Raw genomic sequence first — 18,274 nt, forward strand, 5'->3', positions numbered from 1 at the left:
GCCTACAGCCTGGCCCCGACGTACGTGATGAGGTCCACGCAGCGGCTGGCGTAGCCCCACTCGTTGTCGTACCAGCCGGACACCTTCACCATGGTGCCGTCGATGACGTTGGTGTTCTTCGCGTCGAGGATGCAGGAGAAGGGATTTCCGATGTAGTCGGCCGACACCAGCTCCACCTCGGTGTAGGCGAGGATTCCCTTGAGTGCTCCCTCGGAGGCGGCGGCGAAGGCCGCGTTGACCTCGGCGATCGTCACCGGGCGCTCCACTTCGACGGTGAGCTCGGTGAGCGAGACGTCGGGGGTCGGGACGCGGATGGCGATGCCGTCGATCTTGCCCTTGACCTCCGGAATCACGAGCGAGGTGGCCTTGGCGGCACCGGTCGTGGTCGGGATGATCGAGACGGCCGCGGCGCGGGCACGGCGCAGGTCCTTGTGCGGCAGGTCGAGGATCTGCTGGTCATTGGTATACGAGTGGATCGTCACCATCGAGCCGTGCCTGAAGCCGAACGTATCCCGGATGACCTTCACCATGGGCACCAGGCAGTTCGTGGTGCACGAGGCGTTGCTGACGATGTGGTGCGACGCGGGGTCGTACTTCTCGTGGTTGACGCCCATCACCACGGTGATGTCCTCGCCCTTGGCCGGGGCCGAGATGATGACCTTCTTCGCCCCGCCGTCGAGGTGCTTGCGCGCGTCGGGGGCGTTCGTGAAGCGACCCGTCGACTCGAGCACGACGTCGACGCCCAGGTCCTTCCAGGGGAGGGCGGCCGGATCCTTCTGGGCGAACACCTTGATCGTGTCGCCGTCGATCGTGATCGAGTCCTCGGTGTGCGAGACGGTTCCCTTGTAGGTCCGGTGCACGGAGTCGTACTTGAAGAGGTGCGCCAGCGTCCTGGTGTCGGTGAGGTCGTTGACCGCGACGAAGTCGATCGCCGCCCCCTGCTCCTTCGCCGCACGAATGACCTGGCGCCCGATGCGCCCGAAGCCGTTGATGCCAACCCGAAGTGCCATGTTGCGCTCATCCTCGCGATAGCGGCGCGTCGCCCGCGGAGCGGGCCCGGCCGAAGGTGACGTAGCTGATGATCCGCGCCCCAGCGTTCCACAACGTGGCGGCGCACTCATTCAGGGTCGCGGCGGTGGTGACGACGTCATCGACGAGGATGACATGGGCGTCACGCAGCTTCGATGACGCCCCGTCGGCGACCCGGAAGGCGTCGGCAACGTTGTGCAAACGCTGTTCCGGTGTCAATCGCGTTTGGGAGGGCGTGGCCCTCGGGCGTTGGAGGACATCGTGCCACACTTCCACCCCAAGGTGTGGAGCCAGCGCGTCGGCCAGCTTCGCACTTTGGTTGAATCCGCGCGACCGCTCGCGTTCGACCGACAGCGGCACGGGGACCAATGCCGCCCACTCGCGCCGCACGTCCTCGGGCCAGTCGAGACGCGCCACGCGCGCGGCCAGCTCCACCGCGACCCCGTGCCACCCCTCGTACTTGAGCGCGTACACCAGGCGCTCGGCAACGCCACCGGGGACCCAGCACCACGACCGCACCGCGCGGACGTAGGGTGGGAGGAGCGGGCACCAGCGACAACTCGCCGTGATCGCACGGGGGTGCCCGCAGCGTTCACACCTGGGGCGCGGGAGCGTTGCGACACGGGCCCAGCAGAGCTGGCAGACCATCCGTTCGCTCGCCGCCGGGATCAGGGCGTCACAGGAGACGCAGATGCGGGGGAGGACGAGCGCTTCGACATGCTCCCGCGCCGTGCGCACCACCGCGTTCCACCACGCTGCCATTCGCCACTCCGTCATCGTGGAGGCGGCGGGCTATCGCGCGGCGGCCGCCTCCAGTGCGCGTCGCATGACCTCCAGGGGGGGCGGACGATGGAACCATTGCTCGAAGGCCGCGGCCCCCTGCACCAGGAGCATCTCCCGTCCGTCGCACGCGGCATGACCTGCACGCCGCGCCTCCCGTACCCAGCGCGTCTCGCCGCGACGATACACCAGGTCCATCACGCGAGCGTCACGCGGCAGCTGGTCGGGCGCGACCGGGACGTCCTCGTCGCGCAGCCCCAGGGGAGTGGCGTTGACCACGAGCTGGGCGCCGTCCAGCGCGTCTCGAAGCGACGGCGCGACCCGGACGCGATCGCCGAATCGGGCGGCCAGCGCGCGCGCGCGCTGTGGGGTTCGCGCCCACAGTCGCACGAGGGCTCCCGGCCACTGCTCCACCGCGGCGCAGACCGCCGACGCGGCGCCCCCGCTCCCCATGCACGCGACCACGCAATGCGCCCGCACGACGCCGAGGGCGTCGGCCAGGGCCTCGAAGCCCGCGACGTCGGTATTGTCGCCGACCAGGGCGTCGTCGTCGCGGGTCCAGAAGGTATTCACCGCACCGACGCGCCTGGCCAGCGGCGTCAGCACATCGCAGGCGGTGAAGACCGATTCCTTGTGCGGGACGGTGACGTTTCCTGCCGCGCGCTGGGTGCGCAGGAGGCGCAAGGCGTGGGGCAAGGCCGCGGGTGGAACGTCCAGCGCCTCGTAGGTGAGGGGGATCCCGGCGTCCCGCAGCGCGGCGTTCTGGAAGGCAGGTGACAACGAGTGGGCCACCGGGTGGCCGATGAGGACCAGCCGCCCGGGACGGTGCCCCGTCACGCGCGTTCGGTCGCCAGGGCGTCGAAGACGCGCCGGATCTCGCGTTGCAGCTCGTCGAAGGTGGCCCGGTACATCTCCAGGTCGCCGCCGAAGGGGTCGGACACCCCTGCGGGATCGCCAGCATCCTTCGCGAACGCGGTCAGGACCTGCGCCTTGCCGTCACCGCCTAACGCCTGGACCCGCTCGAGATGGTGCGGCCCCATGGTGAGGACGAGGTCGGCCCATGCCACCAGATCCGGGGTGAGCTGCCGGGCCGCGTGCCCCCCCAGGTCGAGGTGGCGTTCGAGGGCGACGAGGAGGGCGCCGTCCGAAGCCGGGGCGCCATCCCAGGCGCTCGTTCCCGCGCTCGCCACCTCGACGTCCTCACGGCCACGCCCGATCGCCTCGCGCCTGGCAATGGCCTCCGCGAGCGGGGAGCGACAGGTGTTGCCGGTGCAGACGAAGAGGATCTTCACGTACGGCGGAGGGTGGCGGCGGTGAGGTGAGTGACGAGCGGTCGACGTCGTCCCTGGGATCCTGAAAGTTACCTGCCCCGCACGCGTTTCGCAGTCGCCGCGACGAGCCGCCTAGAACTCCCCCATCAAGTGAGGGACGCTCTCCCGCAGGACCGCGGAGGGGATGGCGCCCGGGCGAATGACACGGGGGCGCCGTCCGGTGCAGTCGACGACGGTGGAGGGGGGCGACGCGACGAGCCTCCCGCCGTCGAGGACCCGGATGATGCCGCGGGTGATCTCGGATTGCCACTGCTGCACGATCTCCCCGGCCGACATGGCTGGTGGCTGCCGGGGGCGATTGGCGCTCGTCGAGGTGATGGGGTCGCCGTAGGCGCGCAGGAGTCGCTGCAGCCCCTCGTGCGAGGTCCAGCGTACCGCGACGCCACCCTCTGGTCCGCGCAGCCGCGCGGGGACGCGCCGGTCGCCACCGGTGAGCACGAGGGTGAGTGGTCCGGGCCAATGGCGTGCCGCCAGGCGCGCGGCGTCACTCGTCAGCGCGAGATCGAGGCGGGTGAGCATGTCGCTCCCGGCGATGAGGAGGAGGAACGGCTTGGCCGGCGGGCGCTGCTTCAGGCGCACCAGCGTCTCCACCGCATCGTGGTCCACCGCCGTCCCGAAGCCGTAGACGGTCTCGGTGGGATAAGCGAGGACGCCGCGATTCCGCAGGTGGTCGATCGTGGTCCCGAGCGATGCCTCCACTTCCGGTGGGGACCAGAACGGGGTGGAGAGCGTCCCCGCGCTCATTCCGGGAGGTGCGCCAGGGCGTCGGCGCGGGCGAAATCCTCTTCCTCGGTGACCTTCATGGCACGCTCACTCCCCCGCACCACGACGACCGGGAAGGCGAGTCGCTCGCAGAGGGCGGCATCGTCCGTTGCCCCCACTCCCGCGCGGCGCGCCTCGAGGTGCGCGCGCTCGAGCATCTCCCTGGGAAAGGCCTGGGGCGTCTGCGCGCGCCAGAGGCGGGCGCGATCGACGGTTCGCAGACCACGGGGAGGGCGGCGATGGCTCCCGTCCCGGCACGGGCCTGGCGGATGACGGCGTCGATCGTCGCGTCGGTCACCAGCGGGCGCGCGGCGTCGTGGACGACGACGATCTCCACCTCGTCGTCGAGATCCTCGATCCCGCTCCACACGCTGTCCATGCGTTCGCGCCCTCCCACGGAGACCAGGAGGCGATCGACGTCGCACTGGAAGATCCACGGGGGCGGGTCGCCGGCGACCGAACGCGGGAGTACGGCGACGACCTGCGCCACGTCGGCCCGGCGGTGGAAGGCCTGGATGCTGTGCAGGAGCATGGGCTTTCCCGCCACCCACCGGAACTGCTTGAGCTCCCGGCTCCCCGTCCGGCTTCCGCTTCCGGCCGCGACGATGATCACGCCGACATCGCGCCTGGCCGCGGTGTCGGGACGCAGCTCGGGCGGGGCCGCCTGGCGCGGGAGGTGGCCGGGGGCGCGCTCGGCGGGGTGCCCGTCGTGTCCTTCCCCCCCGGGGTGATCGGCGCCCGCCGCGTGGTCGTGCATCACCGGAACAGTCCCTTGAACAGGCCGCCTAACGAACCGACGCCGACCGCGCGCACCCCGTCCGGCGTCCGTCGGGGGACGCCGCGCTCCGACAGGTACACCGTGCGGAATCCGAGCTGGGCCGCCTCCGCCAGTCGCCGCTCGGCCTGCGACACCGGGCGGATCTCGCCGGCGAGTCCCACTTCACCGATGAAGACGGCGTCGGGCGGGAGCGCCTGGTCGTACACGCTCGATGCGAGTGCGGCCGCGACGGCCAGGTCACCGGCCGGTTCCTGCATGCGCAGCCCGCCGACCACGTTGAGGAAGACATCGAGGGGAGCGAAGGAGAGCCCCGCCCGCTTGTCGAGCACCGCCAGGAGCAAGGCGAGGCGGCGTCCGTCGAATCCGGTGGCCACCCGCTGCGGGGTGCCGAACCCCGCCTTGGCGGCGAGCGCCTGCACCTCGACGAGCACGGGACGTGTCCCCTCCAGCAGGGCGGTGATCGCGCTCCCGGAGGCGCGCCCCTCGCGATCGCCGAGAAAGAGCGCCGACGGGTTTCCCACCCCGAGCAGCCCATCTTCCGTCATGCGGAAGACGCCGATCTCGTCCACCGAGCCGAAGCGATTCTTGGTGGCGCGCAGGATGCGGTGATCGCCGGTCCCCTCGCCCTCGAAGTAGAGCACCGTGTCGACGATGTGCTCGAGCGTCTTGGGGCCGGCGATCCCGCCGCCCTTGGTCACGTGTCCCACCACGAGGACCGTCGCCCCCGACGACTTGGCGAAGCGCATGAGGCGGGCGGCGCACTCGCGGACCTGTCCCACGTTGCCCGGCGCGCCCTCGAGCTCCTCCGTGGCCATGGTCTGGATGGAGTCGATGACCACGACGGCGGGACTCGCGGCGGTGGCCGTCTCGAGGATGGCCTCGAGCGAGGTCTCGCACAGGAGCTGCACGGCATCGGCGTGGCCCAGCCGTTCGGCGCGCAGCTTGACCTGGAGGGGCGATTCCTCTCCCGAGACGTACAGGACCTCGGTTCCGCCGGCGGTGAGCGAGGCCGCCACCTGCAAGAGGAGCGTCGACTTCCCGATGCCGGGCTCCCCGCCCACGAGGACCATGGAGCCGGGGACGATCCCGCCGCCGAGGACGAAGTCCAACTCGCTGATGCCGGACGAAAGGCGGGCGGTGCGCGCCGAGCGCACGTCGCGCAGGCGCACGAGGGGCGATGGGCCGGCGCCGGACGCTGCTCCGGGCGCGGCGCGGGAGCGGGACGCCGCCTTCGGGGGGCGCGCGGCCACCTCCTCGGCGAGGGTGTTCCACTCGCCGCAGGCGTCGCACCGCCCCGCCCACTTGGGGTGCTCGGCGCCGCACTCGGTGCAGCGATAGACCGTCCGGTTGCGCAGCGTCGTCACTCCTTGCGCGGCGAATAGTTGTCGAAGCGCGTGTACTTCTTGTGGAAGTACATGCGGACCGTGTCGGTGGGGCCGTTGCGCTGCTTGCCGATGATCACCTCGGCGAGGCCGTCGAGCGGCGTGCCGTCGGCCAGGCGCCGCGGCTCGCCGCGCTCGTCGTGCGACCCCTCGTAGTACTCCGGGCGATAGAGGAACATCACGACGTCGGCGTCCTGCTCGATGGCGCCCGATTCGCGGAGGTCGGAGAGCTGCGGGCGCTTGTTCTCGCCGGTGCGCTGCTCGGGGCCGCGGGACAGCTGCGACAGGCAGATGACCGGGACCTCGAGTTCGCGGGCGAGGATCTTGAGCGAACGCGAGATGTAGCTGACCTCCTGCTGCCGGCTCTCGGAGTCGGCGGGGCCCTGGATCAGCTGCAAGTAGTCGATGATGATCATCCCGATGTTGTTCTCCGCCTTGAGGCGGCGCGACCGCGACCGGATCTCGAGCACGGAGAGCCCGGGGGTGTCGTCGATCCAGATGGGGAGCGTACCGAGGATGCCGGAGGCCTTGGCCAGGTTCCGGAAGTCGTCGTCGGTGAGCTTGCCGCTGCGGAGCTTCTGCGCATCGACCCACCCCTCGGCGGCGAGCATGCGGGTCACCAGCTGCTCCTTGGCCATTTCCAGCGAGAAGAGCGCGACCGGGGTCTTGCCGTAGTAGGCGGCGTTCTGGGCCACGTTGAGCACGAAGGCCGTCTTCCCCATCGACGGGCGCGCGGCGACGATCACGAGCTCCGAGGGCTGGAAGCCCAGGGTGAGCTTGTCGAGGTCGTCGAAGCCCGAGGGGACGCCGGTGACGCTCTCGCCGTGGCGGCTGAGCTCCTCGATCTTTTCCATGGCCTGCCAGAGGAGCTCCTTGATGCGGTGGAACCCTTCCGACTTGCGCGACTGGTTGATCTGGAAGATCCGCTGCTCGGCGACGTCGAGGAGGTCGTGGGAGGTGGACTTCCCTTCGTAGGCCGAGGTGATGATCTCGGTCGAGGTCTCGATGAGGCGGCGGACGAGCGCCTTCTCGCGAATGATCTTGGCGTGATACTCGACGTTGGCCGAGGTCGGGACGACGTCGACGAGCTGGCCGAGATAATCCTTGCCGCCCGACGCCTCGAGTTCGCCGCGCAGGGCGAGTTCGTCGGCGAGGGTGAGGACGTCGACCACCGACCCGCGCTCGTTGAGGGCGAGGATGGCGCGGAAGAGGCGGCGATGCGCCTCGCGGTAGAACATCGTGTCATCGACGAACTCGATCGCACGCACGATGGCGTTGCGATCCATCATCATCGCCGAGATCACCGCCTGCTCGGCGTCCTCCGCGTAGGGAGGGCGCCGATCGCGGAACGGGTCACGCGCCGCGGGCGCGATCGAGGATTCGTCGAGCAAGCTGGACATCTTCCCAGGTCGGGCGCTTCCACGACGGGTTGCGGAGCAACGCCGCCGGGTGGTAGGTGACGATGAGGGGGACCCCGTGGTAGCGGTGGATCTTGCCGCGCAGTTTGCCGATGGGCTCCCGGGTCTGCAATAGTGTTTGCGCCGCAAAGGTCCCGAGGGCCAGGATCACCTTGGGCTGGAGCAGCTCGATCTGCCTAACGAGAAATGGCGAGCAGGCCGCCACTTCCTCGGGCGTGGGGTTCCGGTTGCCGGGCGGACGGTGCTTGAGGACGTTGCAGATGAAGACCTGGTCACGCGACAGGTCGATGGCGGCGAGGATCTTCGTGAGGAGCTGCCCGGCCTGCCCCACGAAGGGGCGCCCCTGCTCGTCCTCGTTGGCGCCAGGCGCCTCGCCCACGCAGACGAAATCCGCCTCGGGATTCCCCTCACCGGGGACCGCCTGCCGGGCCGTCTTGTGGAGCGAGCACGCCTGGCAGCGCCGGGTGGCCTCCGCGATCTCGTCGATCGTGTGCCAGGGTGACGTGGAACCGCCGTCGTGGCCGGGCGCCCCGACCACGAGCCCGGCCGGCACCTGATCGAGGGGGATCGTGGGGGGCTGCCCTGCGTCGCGGGGGGGGCGATCGGGTGATGGCGCGGGCATCGGGGGCGAGGGGGGGGCGTCGGGGAGGGCGTCCGAGGGGACGCCCTGGGGAACGCCCGCCAGGGGGGGGCGCGTCGCGGGCGCGGGAGCACGCTCGGCGTCGGTGCGGACCATCGGTGGGGCCTCCGGGCGCTGCGGCGCGGCTGTGCCCTTGGCTCCCCCGGGCTGCGCGTCCAGGGCGCGGAGCGCTTCGCGCCAGTCGCGTGCTGCGCCGTGGGTGGGAGGGGCATCGGATGGCGGCACCGAGGGGCGCACCGGGCGTTCGAGGGAACGCTCCGCCGCGCGCTCGGGGGCGCGACCCGTGGCGCTCCCGCCCGCGCCGAGGAGGCGCATGACCTCCTCGACCGACATGGAGTCGAGGACCAGCTCCGACTCGCCCGCATCACGCCTCTGCTCCAGGTAGAGGCGCAGCCGCTCCTTAGCGTCCACCGAGCAGCGCCTCGACGCGGTCGAGGATGGCGTCGGCGACGTCGCGCTTGCCCAGGAGCGGGAGGGCGTCGGGGGTGCCGTCAGCCGCAAGCAGGGTGACGCGATTGGTGTCTCCCTCGAATCCCGCCCCCGCCTCGCGCGCATCGTTGATGACGATGAGGTCGAGCGCCTTGCTCGCCAGCTTCTTCCGCCCGTTGGCAACGACGTCGTCGGTCTCCAGGGCGAAGCCCACCACGATGGCCCCCGGCCGCCGCTCCGATGCGGTCTCGCGGAGGATGTCGGGCGCAGGGGTGAGCGCGATGGCGGCGGGCGCCTGGTCCTTCTTGATCTTCGATCCCGCGACCGTGGCCGGCCGGAAGTCGGCCGGGGCCGCCGCCATCACCAGGACGTCGGCGGCGGCGAGGGCCCGCGACACCGCGCCCAGCATCTCCTCGGCGTCCTCGACGCGCTCGACGTCGAGCATCGGGGGGACGGCAATGCCTAACGGGCCGGCGATGAGGTGCACCGACGCCCCGCGGCGCCAGGCCGCTTCGGCCACGGCCACGCCCATCTTGCCGCTGCTGCGGTTGGAGAGGAAGCGCACCGGGTCCAGCGCCTCGCGCGTGGGTCCGGCGGTCACGACGATGCGGCGCCCGGCCAGGGGCGACGACGCCTCGAGGAGGCGCGCGACGTGGTGCATGATCGTCTCGGGCTCCGGCATGCGCCCGGGGCCGCTCCCCTCCCCCACGGCCAGGTCGCCCGTGTCGGGGTCGAGCACGTGGTATCCCAGCTCGCGCAGGTGCGCGACGTTGCGCGTGGTTTGCGGATGTCCCCACATCCGGTCGTTCATGGCCGGGACGACGAGGACGGGGGCGGACGTCGCCAGCAGGGCGGCCGTCAGGAGGTCGTCGGCATGTCCGTGCGCCGCCCGCGCCAGGAGGTCGGCCGTGGCCGGCGCCACCACGACCAGGTCGGCGGCGCGCGCCAGCCGGATGTGGTCGAGCGCGTGTCCCGCGGCGACGAGGACCGTGTGCACGGCGCGTCCCGTGAGCGCCTCGAAGGTGACGGGGCCCACGAACTCCTGCGCCGATCGCGTGAGGACGACGTCCACTTCGGCGCCGGCCTGCGTGAGCAGGCGCGCCAGCGACGCGGACTTGTAGCTGGCGATCCCTCCCGTCACCCCGAGGAGGATCCGGCGCTTCGCAAACGGACGAACGGTCGTTACTCCGCGCGACGACGGGCGACGACCTTGTACTCCACGTCGCCGCGGGACAGCTCTTCCATGGCGCGCGTGGTGAGCTTCTTCTCGGCCGCGCTCGGTGTCAGGCTCTTCGGGATCTCGTTGAGGAGGCGGGCGTACCGCGCCGCCACCAGCACCCCGAGGTACTTGTTGGCGGAATGCGCCGCGATTTCGTCAGGTGTGAAAACTCGCATCTCTCGTCAGGTTGCTCGTGCGTATCTCGTGATCTCGCGGTCCAGCCCGTCCAGCAGCTGCCGCACCCGGTGTTCCAGCAGCGGCACCCGGCGGTGCCGAACCGTCTCTGCCTCGACGATGGAGGCGACCTGCATGAAGGCGCGTTCCAGGTCGTCGTTCACCACCACGTACTGGTAGCTTCCCACCGCCGCCAGTTCGTCACGCGCTCCCGTCAGGCGGCGCAACACCGCATCCGGTGACTCGGTGTTGCGAGCCGTCAGGCGGCTCAGGAGCGTCTCCGCGGAAGGCGGCAGCAGGAAGACTAACACCGACTCCGGGTATGCGGCTACGAATTGCCGTGCCCCCTGGATGTCGATGTCCATCACGACGTGCCGCCCCGTGGCGAAGATCCGCTCGACCTCGCTCTTGAGGGTCCCGTACAGGTTCCCATGCACCTCGGCGGACTCGGCGAAGTCCCCCCGCTCGCGCCGGGCCAGGAAATCGCCGCGGTCCAGGAAGTAGTAGTCCGCCCCGTCGCGCTCCCCGTTGCGGGGAGCGCGCGTGGTGCAGGAAATCGAGTACCCCACATCGGCACGTCGCCCGAGGAGCATCCGGGCGATGGTCGTCTTTCCTCCCCCCGACGGCGACGAGAGGATCAGGGGAAACGGGATCACTCGAGGTTCTCCACCTGCTCGCGAATCCGCTCCAGCTCCTCCTTGATCGTGACCACGTCGGCGAGCATTCGCGCGTCGTTCGCCTTGCTACCGGTCGTGTTGGCCTCGCGCAGCATCTCCTGCAGCAGGAAGCCGAGCCGCTTGCCGATGGGCTCGCCGTCCCGCCGCGCCAGCGTCTGACGGAACGACGCGTTGTGCGACGCGAAGCGAGACAGCTCCTCACTGACGTCGAGGCGGTCGGCGAGGACGGCGATCTCCATCGCGAGGCGCTGCTCGTCCACAGCCACCCCGTGCGCCAATTCGGCGACGGCGGCGCGCAGGCGATCACGCTGCTCCACGAGGCGGACCGGGGAGCGCTCCGCGATGCGCGCGAGTGCGTCCTCGACGATGGCCAGCCGTTCCAGCAGGTACACCGCGAGCCGCTCCCCCTCTTCCTCACGCGCGCGGGCCAGCGCCGCCGCCGAGGCGTCGACGATGGCAAGCAACTCGCTCACGTCGCCCTCCTCGCCCTCCGAGATGGATGACATCACGTCGGGCATGCGGAGCACGGCGGCGACGTCGATCTGCCCGTCCAGCTCGTAGCGCTGCTGCAGGCGGCGCAGGAGCTCGACATACGCGCCGAACCGTGTCTCGTCGATGGCCGGCGCACCCGCGACGCCGCGCTCGACCCGGGCCGAGAGGGAGATGTTCCCCCGGCTCACGCGCTTGCGCAGCGCCTCACGCACCTCACCCTCCCATCGGGCGAGCTCCGAGGGGAGGCGGATGTTGGCGTTGAAGAATCGATGGTTGACGGAGCGGAGTTCGACGGAGACGCGCGCGGCGCCCACCGTCCCTTCCGCCGCGCCAAAGCCGGTCATGCTTCGGATCATGGGAGGCCGCGCAAGTTATTGCGCCACAACAACCTTGTCAATTGAAGAAGTACCAGCGAACACCGTAGTACTGCACCGGCCGGTGCATGAAGTAGCCGGGGACCTGCTGGTATTGCTCGTTGAGCAGGTTCCGGAACTGGTAGCTGAGCGTGGCCTGCAGCAGCCTGATCTCCAGCTGTGCGTTGATGGTCCGGTACTGCGAGGCCGCCACCCTCCCGTCTCCGGTGAGGAAGTATGCCTGGGTTCGGTACTCGTGCGTCACCGCCGCGAGGATGTTGAAGTTCCCCGTCGGGAAGCGCCCAAGCCAGCTGGTGTTGAGGTACAGCTGCGAGCGCGTCTGGTACTGCGGGCGATAGGCGCCTGCGGAATCCCACTTGATGGCGGACACATCGAATCCCACGTCCTTCCAGATCTTTCCGCGCAGGGTCACGAAGGTTCCGGTCATGGCGCCGGTGGCGCTGGCCACGAACGACGTGTCGTAGACGATCGGGGCGACCAACTGGGCGGTGTCGCGAGACATGATCCCCCCGGAAAGCCAGGCGCGGCTGATGCGCAGACCGACCTCGCCACGATACGCCAGCGTCGTGGGATGGGCGCCCACTTCGGTGGGGGCGAATCGGCTGACGGCCCCCGAGATGCCGAGCCACGACAGGGGGAGGAGCCGCCCCGAGACCTCCGTGCGACGCAGCTTCAGCTCGTCCTGCTGTTCGGCGAAGGCCGCGAGCGCGAGCCGCGGCGTCGTGAAGGACAGGCGGGCCGAGGGGGTGAAGAAGCTCAGGGTGTCGATGCGACGCATGCGCCCGGTGGCCGACAGGGCGAAGGGACCGCGCTCCCACCCCGCGGCGGCGATGAGCTGGCGGCGCGAAGGGGTCAGCTGCGAGGGGAGCCGCTTGTAGGGAATCTTGACCGTGTCGGTGAACGCCAGGTTGTTCTGCGTGTGCGCGAGACTCGCCGCGGTGACCTGCGCCCACACTCCCCGCGTCGTGTCGGTGAAGGCCGCGCGGGCGTACGCTTCGGTTTGCTGGCCATCGAAGGGGGGGAGGTTGCCGCCCGCGGACGTGTCGCGGAGCTGTTCCGTCCGGTCCCTCGAGGTGCGCAGGAACGACGCATCGGCGCTGAAACGCCCCTTGGCCCATCCGAATCGTCCGAAGAGCGAGAGCCCGTCGGCGTCGCCCGCGCTCCGGTTGTCGCGCGAGGAGAATTGGCTCGCCCCGACCTGGAGCGCGAGGCCGTTGCGCCAGCGCCGGCCGAAATAGCCGCGATATCCGTTCGTCTCCAGGTCGCCGGTGCCGATGTCGACCCGCGTCGCCGGGGTCGTGCTCTTCACGCGCCACGACCGCAGGTGCACACGGATTTCACTCGCGCCGCGCTCGATGCGAACCTCCTCGAGCTGCCAGAGCTGGATGAACGACAAGTCGTGAACGCCACCGTTCCGGGGGTCGAGGGCATCGAGTTCGATGCCGTCGTAGAAGATGCGCAGCCGCTGGAAGTCCCCCAACATCGCCCCGACCTGTGGAGAGCCGATCCATCCGGAGTGGAAGACCGTGACGCCGGGGATGGCATCGAGGAGGTCGCCTAACGTGAGCGCCCCCGAGGCCGCCAGTTCGTCGCGTCCCCAGCGATAGCCGCCATCGAGGTCGGTGAGCGTCGGCATCTCCGCGGCGGGGGTCGGCGCCTTGACGGTGTCGCCGCGACGAACCTGCGCGGCCAGGATCGCCAGGTTCTCCTTCTCGAGCGAGTCGATCCGGAGGGAATCGGCGACGAGGGAGTCGCGGCGCGCGCGCAGCGAGTCGGCGCGGTGCCGGAGCGAGTCTCCCTTCTGCTGGAGCGAGTCCGCCTTCGGCCGGAGGGTGTCGCCCTTCTGCCGGAGCGTGTCGGCGGCGGACGTCTTCGTCGAATCGCGCGCCGTCTTCAGCGAGTCGGCCCGCTTTTTCACCGTGTCGACCGCCGGGCGTGCCACCTTCGTCGAATCCGGGCGCGGCGCGACTCGGCGCACGGGAGGCTTCTGGGCCAGCGCCGTCCCGTGCAAAACGGCCCCGACCGCGAGGCCGAGGCCGGCGAGACGGAGGAATCGGGCGATGCGGATCAGTGCGCTCTCCCCCTGACGAACTCGATGAACGTCCCCGTCGGGACCCCGGTGGGCCCCTTGGGAATGATGGTCAGGTCCGACTCGCTGTATGCGGTGCCGGCCACGTCGAGGTGCACCCATGGATACGACACGAACTCGCGGAGGAACATCGCGGCGGTGATGGTGCCGGCCGCGCGCCCGCCGGTGTTCTTGATGTCGGCGACGTCCGACTTGATGAGCTCCCGGTAGTCGTCGGACATCGGGAGCTGCCAGGCCGGCTCGCTGGCCCGACGGGCGGCGCCGACGACTTCCGCCACGAGGGTGTCATCGTTACCGAGGGCGCCCGTGGTGAAATTGCCGAGCGCCACGACCACGGCGCCGGTGAGTGTCGCGGCATCGACGACGACCGCCGGGTCGAATCGCGTGACCCAGGAGAGGACGTCGGCGAGGACGAGGCGCCCCTCGGCGTCGGTGTTGATGATCTCGATGCTCTTCCCGTTCGATGCCGTGACCACGTCGCCGGGCTTGAGCGCCGTTCCGGAGGGCATGTTGGTCGTGGCCCCGAAGACGCCGACGACGTTGACCGGGAGGGCGAGGCGAGCGATGGCCTCCATCGCCCCGATGACCCCCGCCGCGCCGCACATGTCGAACTTCATGAACTCCATTCGCTCGGCGGGCTTGATCGAGATGCCCCCCGTATCGAAGCAGAGCCCCTTCCCGACGAGGACGATCGGCTTCTCCCCTTTAGGGCCGCCGCGGTACTCGATGGCGACGAGCTTCGGATCCTGCGGTGTCCCCTGGGCGACGCCGAGGAACGAGCCCATCTTCGCGCGCTCCATCTCCTTTCGTCCGAGGACCGTCACCTTGAGGGAGTGGCGGGTACCGACGTCGCGCGCGGTGTCGGCAAGGAGGTCGGGCGTGCACAGATTGCCCGGCATCTGGGCGAGGCGCCGGGACAGGTCGTAGCCGGCGCCGATGGCGATGGCATTGTCCACGACCGAGCCCAGCGCCTTGGCGTTGTCGGCGATGAGGGTCGCTTCGGTGAGGGGGGCACGACGGTCGGCCTCGGGGGGCGGGGTGCGAAGGTCGGTGAACTCCCAGCAACCGAGTTGCAGGCCGACCAGGACCTGCTCGGCCTCGCGCGCGTCGACGGCGCCGGCGAGCAGGGCGAGCGACCCCGCCCCCAGCCGATGCGCCTGGCGGGCGGCAAGGGTCGCGGCACGGCGCAGTGCGAGGGGGCGGTCGGTCGGCGTGCCGTAGCCCACCAGGAGGACGCGACGCGGCCCTCGGGATCCACCGGTCAGGTGCAGCACCTCGTCGCGCCCCCCGCGGAAGTCGCCGCGCCGGAGGGTCCGCCCGATCGCGCCACCCACCGCCTTGTCCAGCGCTTTCAGGTGCGTCGGGAGCTCGGTCCCGGTGGGCAGCAGGGCGACCAGCAACGGCGTGTTGAGCGTGGCCGGGTTGGCGGCGCGCGCGGAGATGGTCAGGGGCATGGAAGGTCGGGGGGCGCGGGAATTGCCCGGGCCGCACGCCATGCGCAAGACGTATGCGCCGCGGCGGCGACGGCTGCTCGGTGACGGGGCGGAAAGCTAGGGGAGGCGCGGTGGAGCGGCAAGCGAAAGTCCTATTAGGTCCTGGCTGCGGAATCGTTCCGCGTGCAACGATGCATGGTCGGCGTCACGTCCGCGTCACGTGGCTCGCCGCTCGGGGGGGGCCCCGCTCGTCAGGCGACACGATCCGGCGGCGCCTCACCCCGGACGAAGGCGGTGATGTTGCGCACGGCACACTCCCCCATCGCGACCCGCGACGCCGTGGTGGCGCTTCCGAGGTGCGGGAGCGCATAAACGTTGGGGAGCGACCGGAGGGGCTCCGGGACGTCCGGCTCGTGCTCGTAGACGTCGAGTCCCGCGCCGGCAATCCGCCCCTCCTCGAGCGCCGTCACCAGCGCCAACTCGTCGACGACATCACCCCGGGAGGTGTTCACGAGATAGGCGGCTGGACGCATCACGGCCAGTTGGGCGGCGCCGATCAGGTGGTGCGTTGCAGGGGTGGCCGGGCAATGCAGCGACACGATGTCGCACTGCGACAGGAGCGACTCCAGCACCGGGACAAACGTCGCCCCGCAACGCGTCTCCGCGTCGGGAGCGGCTTGGCGGCGCGAGTGATAGAGGACGCGCATTCCGAACCCCGCGCTGGCGCGGCGCGCGACCGCCTGGCCGATACGCCCGAAGCCGACGATACCCAACGTCGCCCCGGTGACGCGAGTCCCGAGGAGGTGTGTGGGACGCCATCCGGTCCAGGTGGCGGAGCGCAGCTCGCGCTCCCCCTCGCGCGCCCGACGCGCGGCGGCCAGGATGAGGAGCATGGTGAGGTCCGCGGTGTCGTCGGTCAGGACCCCAGGGGTGTTGGTGACGACGATGCCCAGGCGACGCGCCGTGTCGAGGTCGATGTGGTTGGTCCCGGCGCCGAAGTTGGCCAGCAGGCGCACGCGACCGGCTCCTCCCTCCAGCACCTCCCTGGTCAGGCGATCCGTCAGCGTGCAGAGCACGATGTCATGCGTGGCCAGCGCGTGCCTCAGCTCGGACGCCGTGAGCTGCACGTCGGGCTCGTTGAGCGTGGCCCCGAAGGTACGCTGCAGTGTCTCCTCGACGGAGTCGGGGAGACGACGGGTGACGAGTACGGAGTGAGGGGACATGATCACGGCGGTGGAGGGAAGCCAAAGGGGACATCGCATGTGCGACGTCCCCTTTGCTCGTGGCATGCCCAGGACGAGACTCGAACTCGTATACCCCGAAGGGTGGGGGATTTTGAGTCCCCTGCGTCTACCAATTCCGCCACCCGGGCGTGGCGCGGAATGTAGCCGCTGGAAAGCGGTGGCTCAACGATCCCGTCCGGCCACGCCGTCGGGCGTCACGGTGCTCCGCCCCCCGGACGCCGCGGCATCGGGCGCCGGGGACCCGCCGCGCCTGGGGGGGGGCCGAAGGAGTCTCCCAGCGTGTCTCCCTCCGCTCGGCGGCGCATCTCGTCGGCGCGCCTGCGCAACTGCTCCTGGATTCCCATGTACTTCGCCCGCTGCGTCGGCGTGAGGAAGGCGGAGAGCTCCTGCTGCTCGGACTCCAGCAGGTCGAGGCGGGAGCGCTGCACGCGAATGGCGCGCTCCATCAGGTCGGCCACCCTGGCTTCATTGCCCTGATCGTCGGCCGCCTGGAGCGCGTCGCGCATCTCCCGGCGCACCTTGCGCTCCTCGGAAAAGAGCTCGCGGCGCCGGCCGTCGAGGCGCTTGTTCACCTCGACGAGCTGCGCGAGCTGGGCATCGGTGAGCGCGAGACGCTCCTTCACGACCTGCTCGAAGCGCTCGCGGAAGCGCTGCTCGAGCATCGCGCGGTCGCGTCGCGCGCCCGGCTGGGCCACGGGACGCTGGGCGCCTCCGTCGCCAGCCACAACGACGCAGAGCACGAGTACGGTGAGGAATCGGGACATGGTCTGCATTCTCCTACGAACCGATGATCGCCCCGTAGAGGGCGCGGCCACCGGGGTTCACTTCCGGTTCCGCCAGGGGGGCGGCTTCCATCTGGTCCAACTCGCCAAGGAGGGACTCGAGATCCGCGTCCCCCAGGTCGCTGATCGAGGGGTGCACCGCCAGCCCCGAGTAGGCCCGGGACGCCGCACGCGGGGTATCGGCGCGCGCCAGCGTCGGCATCCCCGAGAGGGAGTCGTCCTTCCAGGCCATCACGCTGTCGACCGCCGTCGCCGGCGCGTCGCCCAGGAACGAGCGCACGACCGCGACCGAGATCCCGCCCAGGGAAATGAAGGTGATGGCGGCCGCGAGCCGGAAGAGCATCGGCGACCGTCGCGCCGGCTGCGGCCGACGGCCCGCCGGTGCCACGGGGCGCGGCAACGCGGCGACGATTCCCGCGGTGTCGACCGCCGGCACCCGAAGCCCCGCAAACGCACGCCGGGCCGAGCGCAGCACCGCGAACTCGGCTGCACAGCTCTCGCACGCGGCGAGGTGCGCCTCGACCCGCTCCCGCTCGGGGGCGGGAAGCGCGTCGTGCAGGAGTTCGGGCAACAGCTCCCGCATCTCGATGGACGAACAGTCAGTCGGCATGGAGCGTCTCCTTGACCTGCCGCAGGGCGTTGTGATAGTGCACGCGTGCCGCTCCCTCCGTGGTGCCCACCACGCCTGCAATTTCCTTGTAGGACATTCCGTCGTTCACGCGCAGCATGAACACCTCGCGCTGGGTCGCTGTCAGTCGCCCGATGGCGAACCGCATCTTCTGTTGCGCTTCGTCGGCGATGAGCGTGTCCAGCGCGTCATATTCCGTCGCCACATCGCCGTCCTGCAATTCCGTCATTTCCCGCTGTCGCCGTCCGGTTCGACGCCGGTCCAGCACCAGCCGCCGCGCGATCGTGAACAGCCAGGTCCGCAGCGAACTCTCCCCGCGAAAGGCATCCAGCGACCCGAAGGCCCGCACGAACGCGTCCTGCACCACCTCCTCCGCCCCCTCGCGCACCCCGAGGCTGGCCACGTAGCGCGCGACCGCCGGGGCATGCCGCGCCACCAGGCGGCTGGCTGCCCGTTCGTCACCCGCGCGCCAGCGCGAGATCAACTCCTCGTCCGGCGATTCGACGCCCGGTGCAGTTTCCGCAGTCATGCGTTTCCGTCCCGTGAGACGCCCTCCGGGGCCCGGTGTTAAGATGGATGACACCACACCGCACTTCGCGACGGGAACACCCGA

19 protein-coding genes and 1 tRNA gene are annotated in these 18,274 nt (G+C 70.4%); all 20 read right to left on the bottom strand.

The window, feature by feature from the left end:
* Positions 1-2: 2 nt before the first annotated feature.
* Entirely contained in the window at positions 3-1,010 is a 1,008-nt protein-coding gene (locus tag ABS52_03325) for a type I glyceraldehyde-3-phosphate dehydrogenase (GenBank protein ID ODT04645.1), read from the bottom strand.
* Between the two features lie 7 nt (positions 1,011-1,017).
* Positions 1,018-1,806, bottom strand: a complete 789-nt coding sequence (locus tag ABS52_03330; GenBank protein ODT04646.1) for a hypothetical protein — start codon at positions 1,804-1,806, stop codon at positions 1,018-1,020.
* Between the two features lie 15 nt (positions 1,807-1,821).
* Positions 1,822-2,646, bottom strand: coding sequence for a hypothetical protein (locus ABS52_03335; GenBank protein ODT04647.1), 825 nt, complete (start codon positions 2,644-2,646; stop codon positions 1,822-1,824).
* On the bottom strand, positions 2,643-3,101 hold the full coding sequence (locus ABS52_03340) for a hypothetical protein (GenBank protein ID ODT04648.1): 459 nt from the start codon (positions 3,099-3,101) through the stop codon (positions 2,643-2,645). The genes ABS52_03335 and ABS52_03340 overlap by 4 nt, the downstream gene beginning before the upstream one ends.
* Positions 3,102-3,212: 111 nt before the next feature.
* Entirely contained in the window at positions 3,213-3,839 is a 627-nt protein-coding gene (locus ABS52_03345) for a threonylcarbamoyl-AMP synthase (GenBank protein ID ODT04810.1), read from the bottom strand.
* A gap of 100 nt (positions 3,840-3,939) precedes the next feature.
* The gene (locus tag ABS52_03350) at positions 3,940-4,659 is read right to left on the bottom strand and encodes a hypothetical protein (GenBank protein ODT04649.1); all 720 of its coding nucleotides are present in this window, start codon (positions 4,657-4,659) and stop codon (positions 3,940-3,942) included.
* Positions 4,659-6,035, bottom strand: coding sequence for a DNA repair protein RadA (locus ABS52_03355; GenBank protein ID ODT04811.1), 1,377 nt, complete (start codon positions 6,033-6,035; stop codon positions 4,659-4,661). Before ABS52_03355 ends, ABS52_03350 begins: the two co-directional genes overlap by 1 nt.
* A 5-nt stretch (positions 6,036-6,040) precedes the next feature.
* Entirely contained in the window at positions 6,041-7,462 is a 1,422-nt protein-coding gene (locus tag ABS52_03360; protein ID ODT04650.1) for a replicative DNA helicase, read from the bottom strand.
* Positions 7,416-8,216, bottom strand: coding sequence for a hypothetical protein (locus ABS52_03365; protein ODT04812.1), 801 nt, complete (start codon positions 8,214-8,216; stop codon positions 7,416-7,418). The genes ABS52_03360 and ABS52_03365 overlap by 47 nt, the downstream gene beginning before the upstream one ends.
* A 304-nt stretch (positions 8,217-8,520) precedes the next feature.
* Entirely contained in the window at positions 8,521-9,702 is a 1,182-nt protein-coding gene (locus ABS52_03370) for a hypothetical protein (GenBank protein ID ODT04651.1), read from the bottom strand.
* Between the two features lie 29 nt (positions 9,703-9,731).
* A complete protein-coding gene (locus ABS52_03375) occupies positions 9,732-9,944 on the bottom strand; it encodes a hypothetical protein (GenBank protein ODT04652.1) in 213 nt (70 codons plus the stop codon).
* 6 nt (positions 9,945-9,950) lie between these two features.
* Positions 9,951-10,598 carry a guanylate kinase gene (locus ABS52_03380; protein ID ODT04653.1) on the bottom strand — a complete coding sequence of 216 codons (648 nt, stop codon included), beginning with the start codon at positions 10,596-10,598 and terminating at the stop codon, positions 9,951-9,953.
* A complete protein-coding gene (locus tag ABS52_03385) occupies positions 10,595-11,467 on the bottom strand; it encodes a YicC family protein (GenBank protein ID ODT04654.1) in 873 nt (290 codons plus the stop codon). The genes ABS52_03380 and ABS52_03385 overlap by 4 nt, the downstream gene beginning before the upstream one ends.
* Positions 11,468-11,504: 37 nt before the next feature.
* The gene (locus ABS52_03390) at positions 11,505-13,496 is read right to left on the bottom strand and encodes a hypothetical protein (GenBank protein ID ODT04655.1); all 1,992 of its coding nucleotides are present in this window, start codon (positions 13,494-13,496) and stop codon (positions 11,505-11,507) included.
* Positions 13,497-13,552: 56 nt separating this feature from the next.
* Complete coding sequence (locus ABS52_03395) at positions 13,553-15,028, bottom strand: hypothetical protein (GenBank protein ODT04656.1); 1,476 nt, start codon at positions 15,026-15,028, stop codon at positions 13,553-13,555.
* Between the two features lie 230 nt (positions 15,029-15,258).
* Complete coding sequence (locus ABS52_03400) at positions 15,259-16,230, bottom strand: D-glycerate dehydrogenase (GenBank protein ODT04813.1); 972 nt, start codon at positions 16,228-16,230, stop codon at positions 15,259-15,261.
* Positions 16,231-16,295: 65 nt separating this feature from the next.
* Positions 16,296-16,379: transfer RNA gene (locus ABS52_03405), tRNA-Leu, on the bottom strand.
* 66 nt (positions 16,380-16,445) lie between these two features.
* Positions 16,446-17,024, bottom strand: a complete 579-nt coding sequence (locus tag ABS52_03410) for a hypothetical protein (GenBank protein ID ODT04657.1) — start codon at positions 17,022-17,024, stop codon at positions 16,446-16,448.
* 4 nt (positions 17,025-17,028) lie between these two features.
* A complete protein-coding gene (locus ABS52_03415; GenBank protein ODT04658.1) occupies positions 17,029-17,616 on the bottom strand; it encodes a hypothetical protein in 588 nt (195 codons plus the stop codon).
* 16 nt (positions 17,617-17,632) lie between these two features.
* A complete protein-coding gene (locus ABS52_03420; protein ODT04659.1) occupies positions 17,633-18,145 on the bottom strand; it encodes a hypothetical protein in 513 nt (170 codons plus the stop codon).
* Positions 18,146-18,274: the final 129 nt, after the last annotated feature.

The organism is Gemmatimonadetes bacterium SCN 70-22 (assembly GCA_001724275.1).
Classification (GTDB): Bacteria; Gemmatimonadota; Gemmatimonadetes; order Gemmatimonadales; family Gemmatimonadaceae; genus SCN-70-22.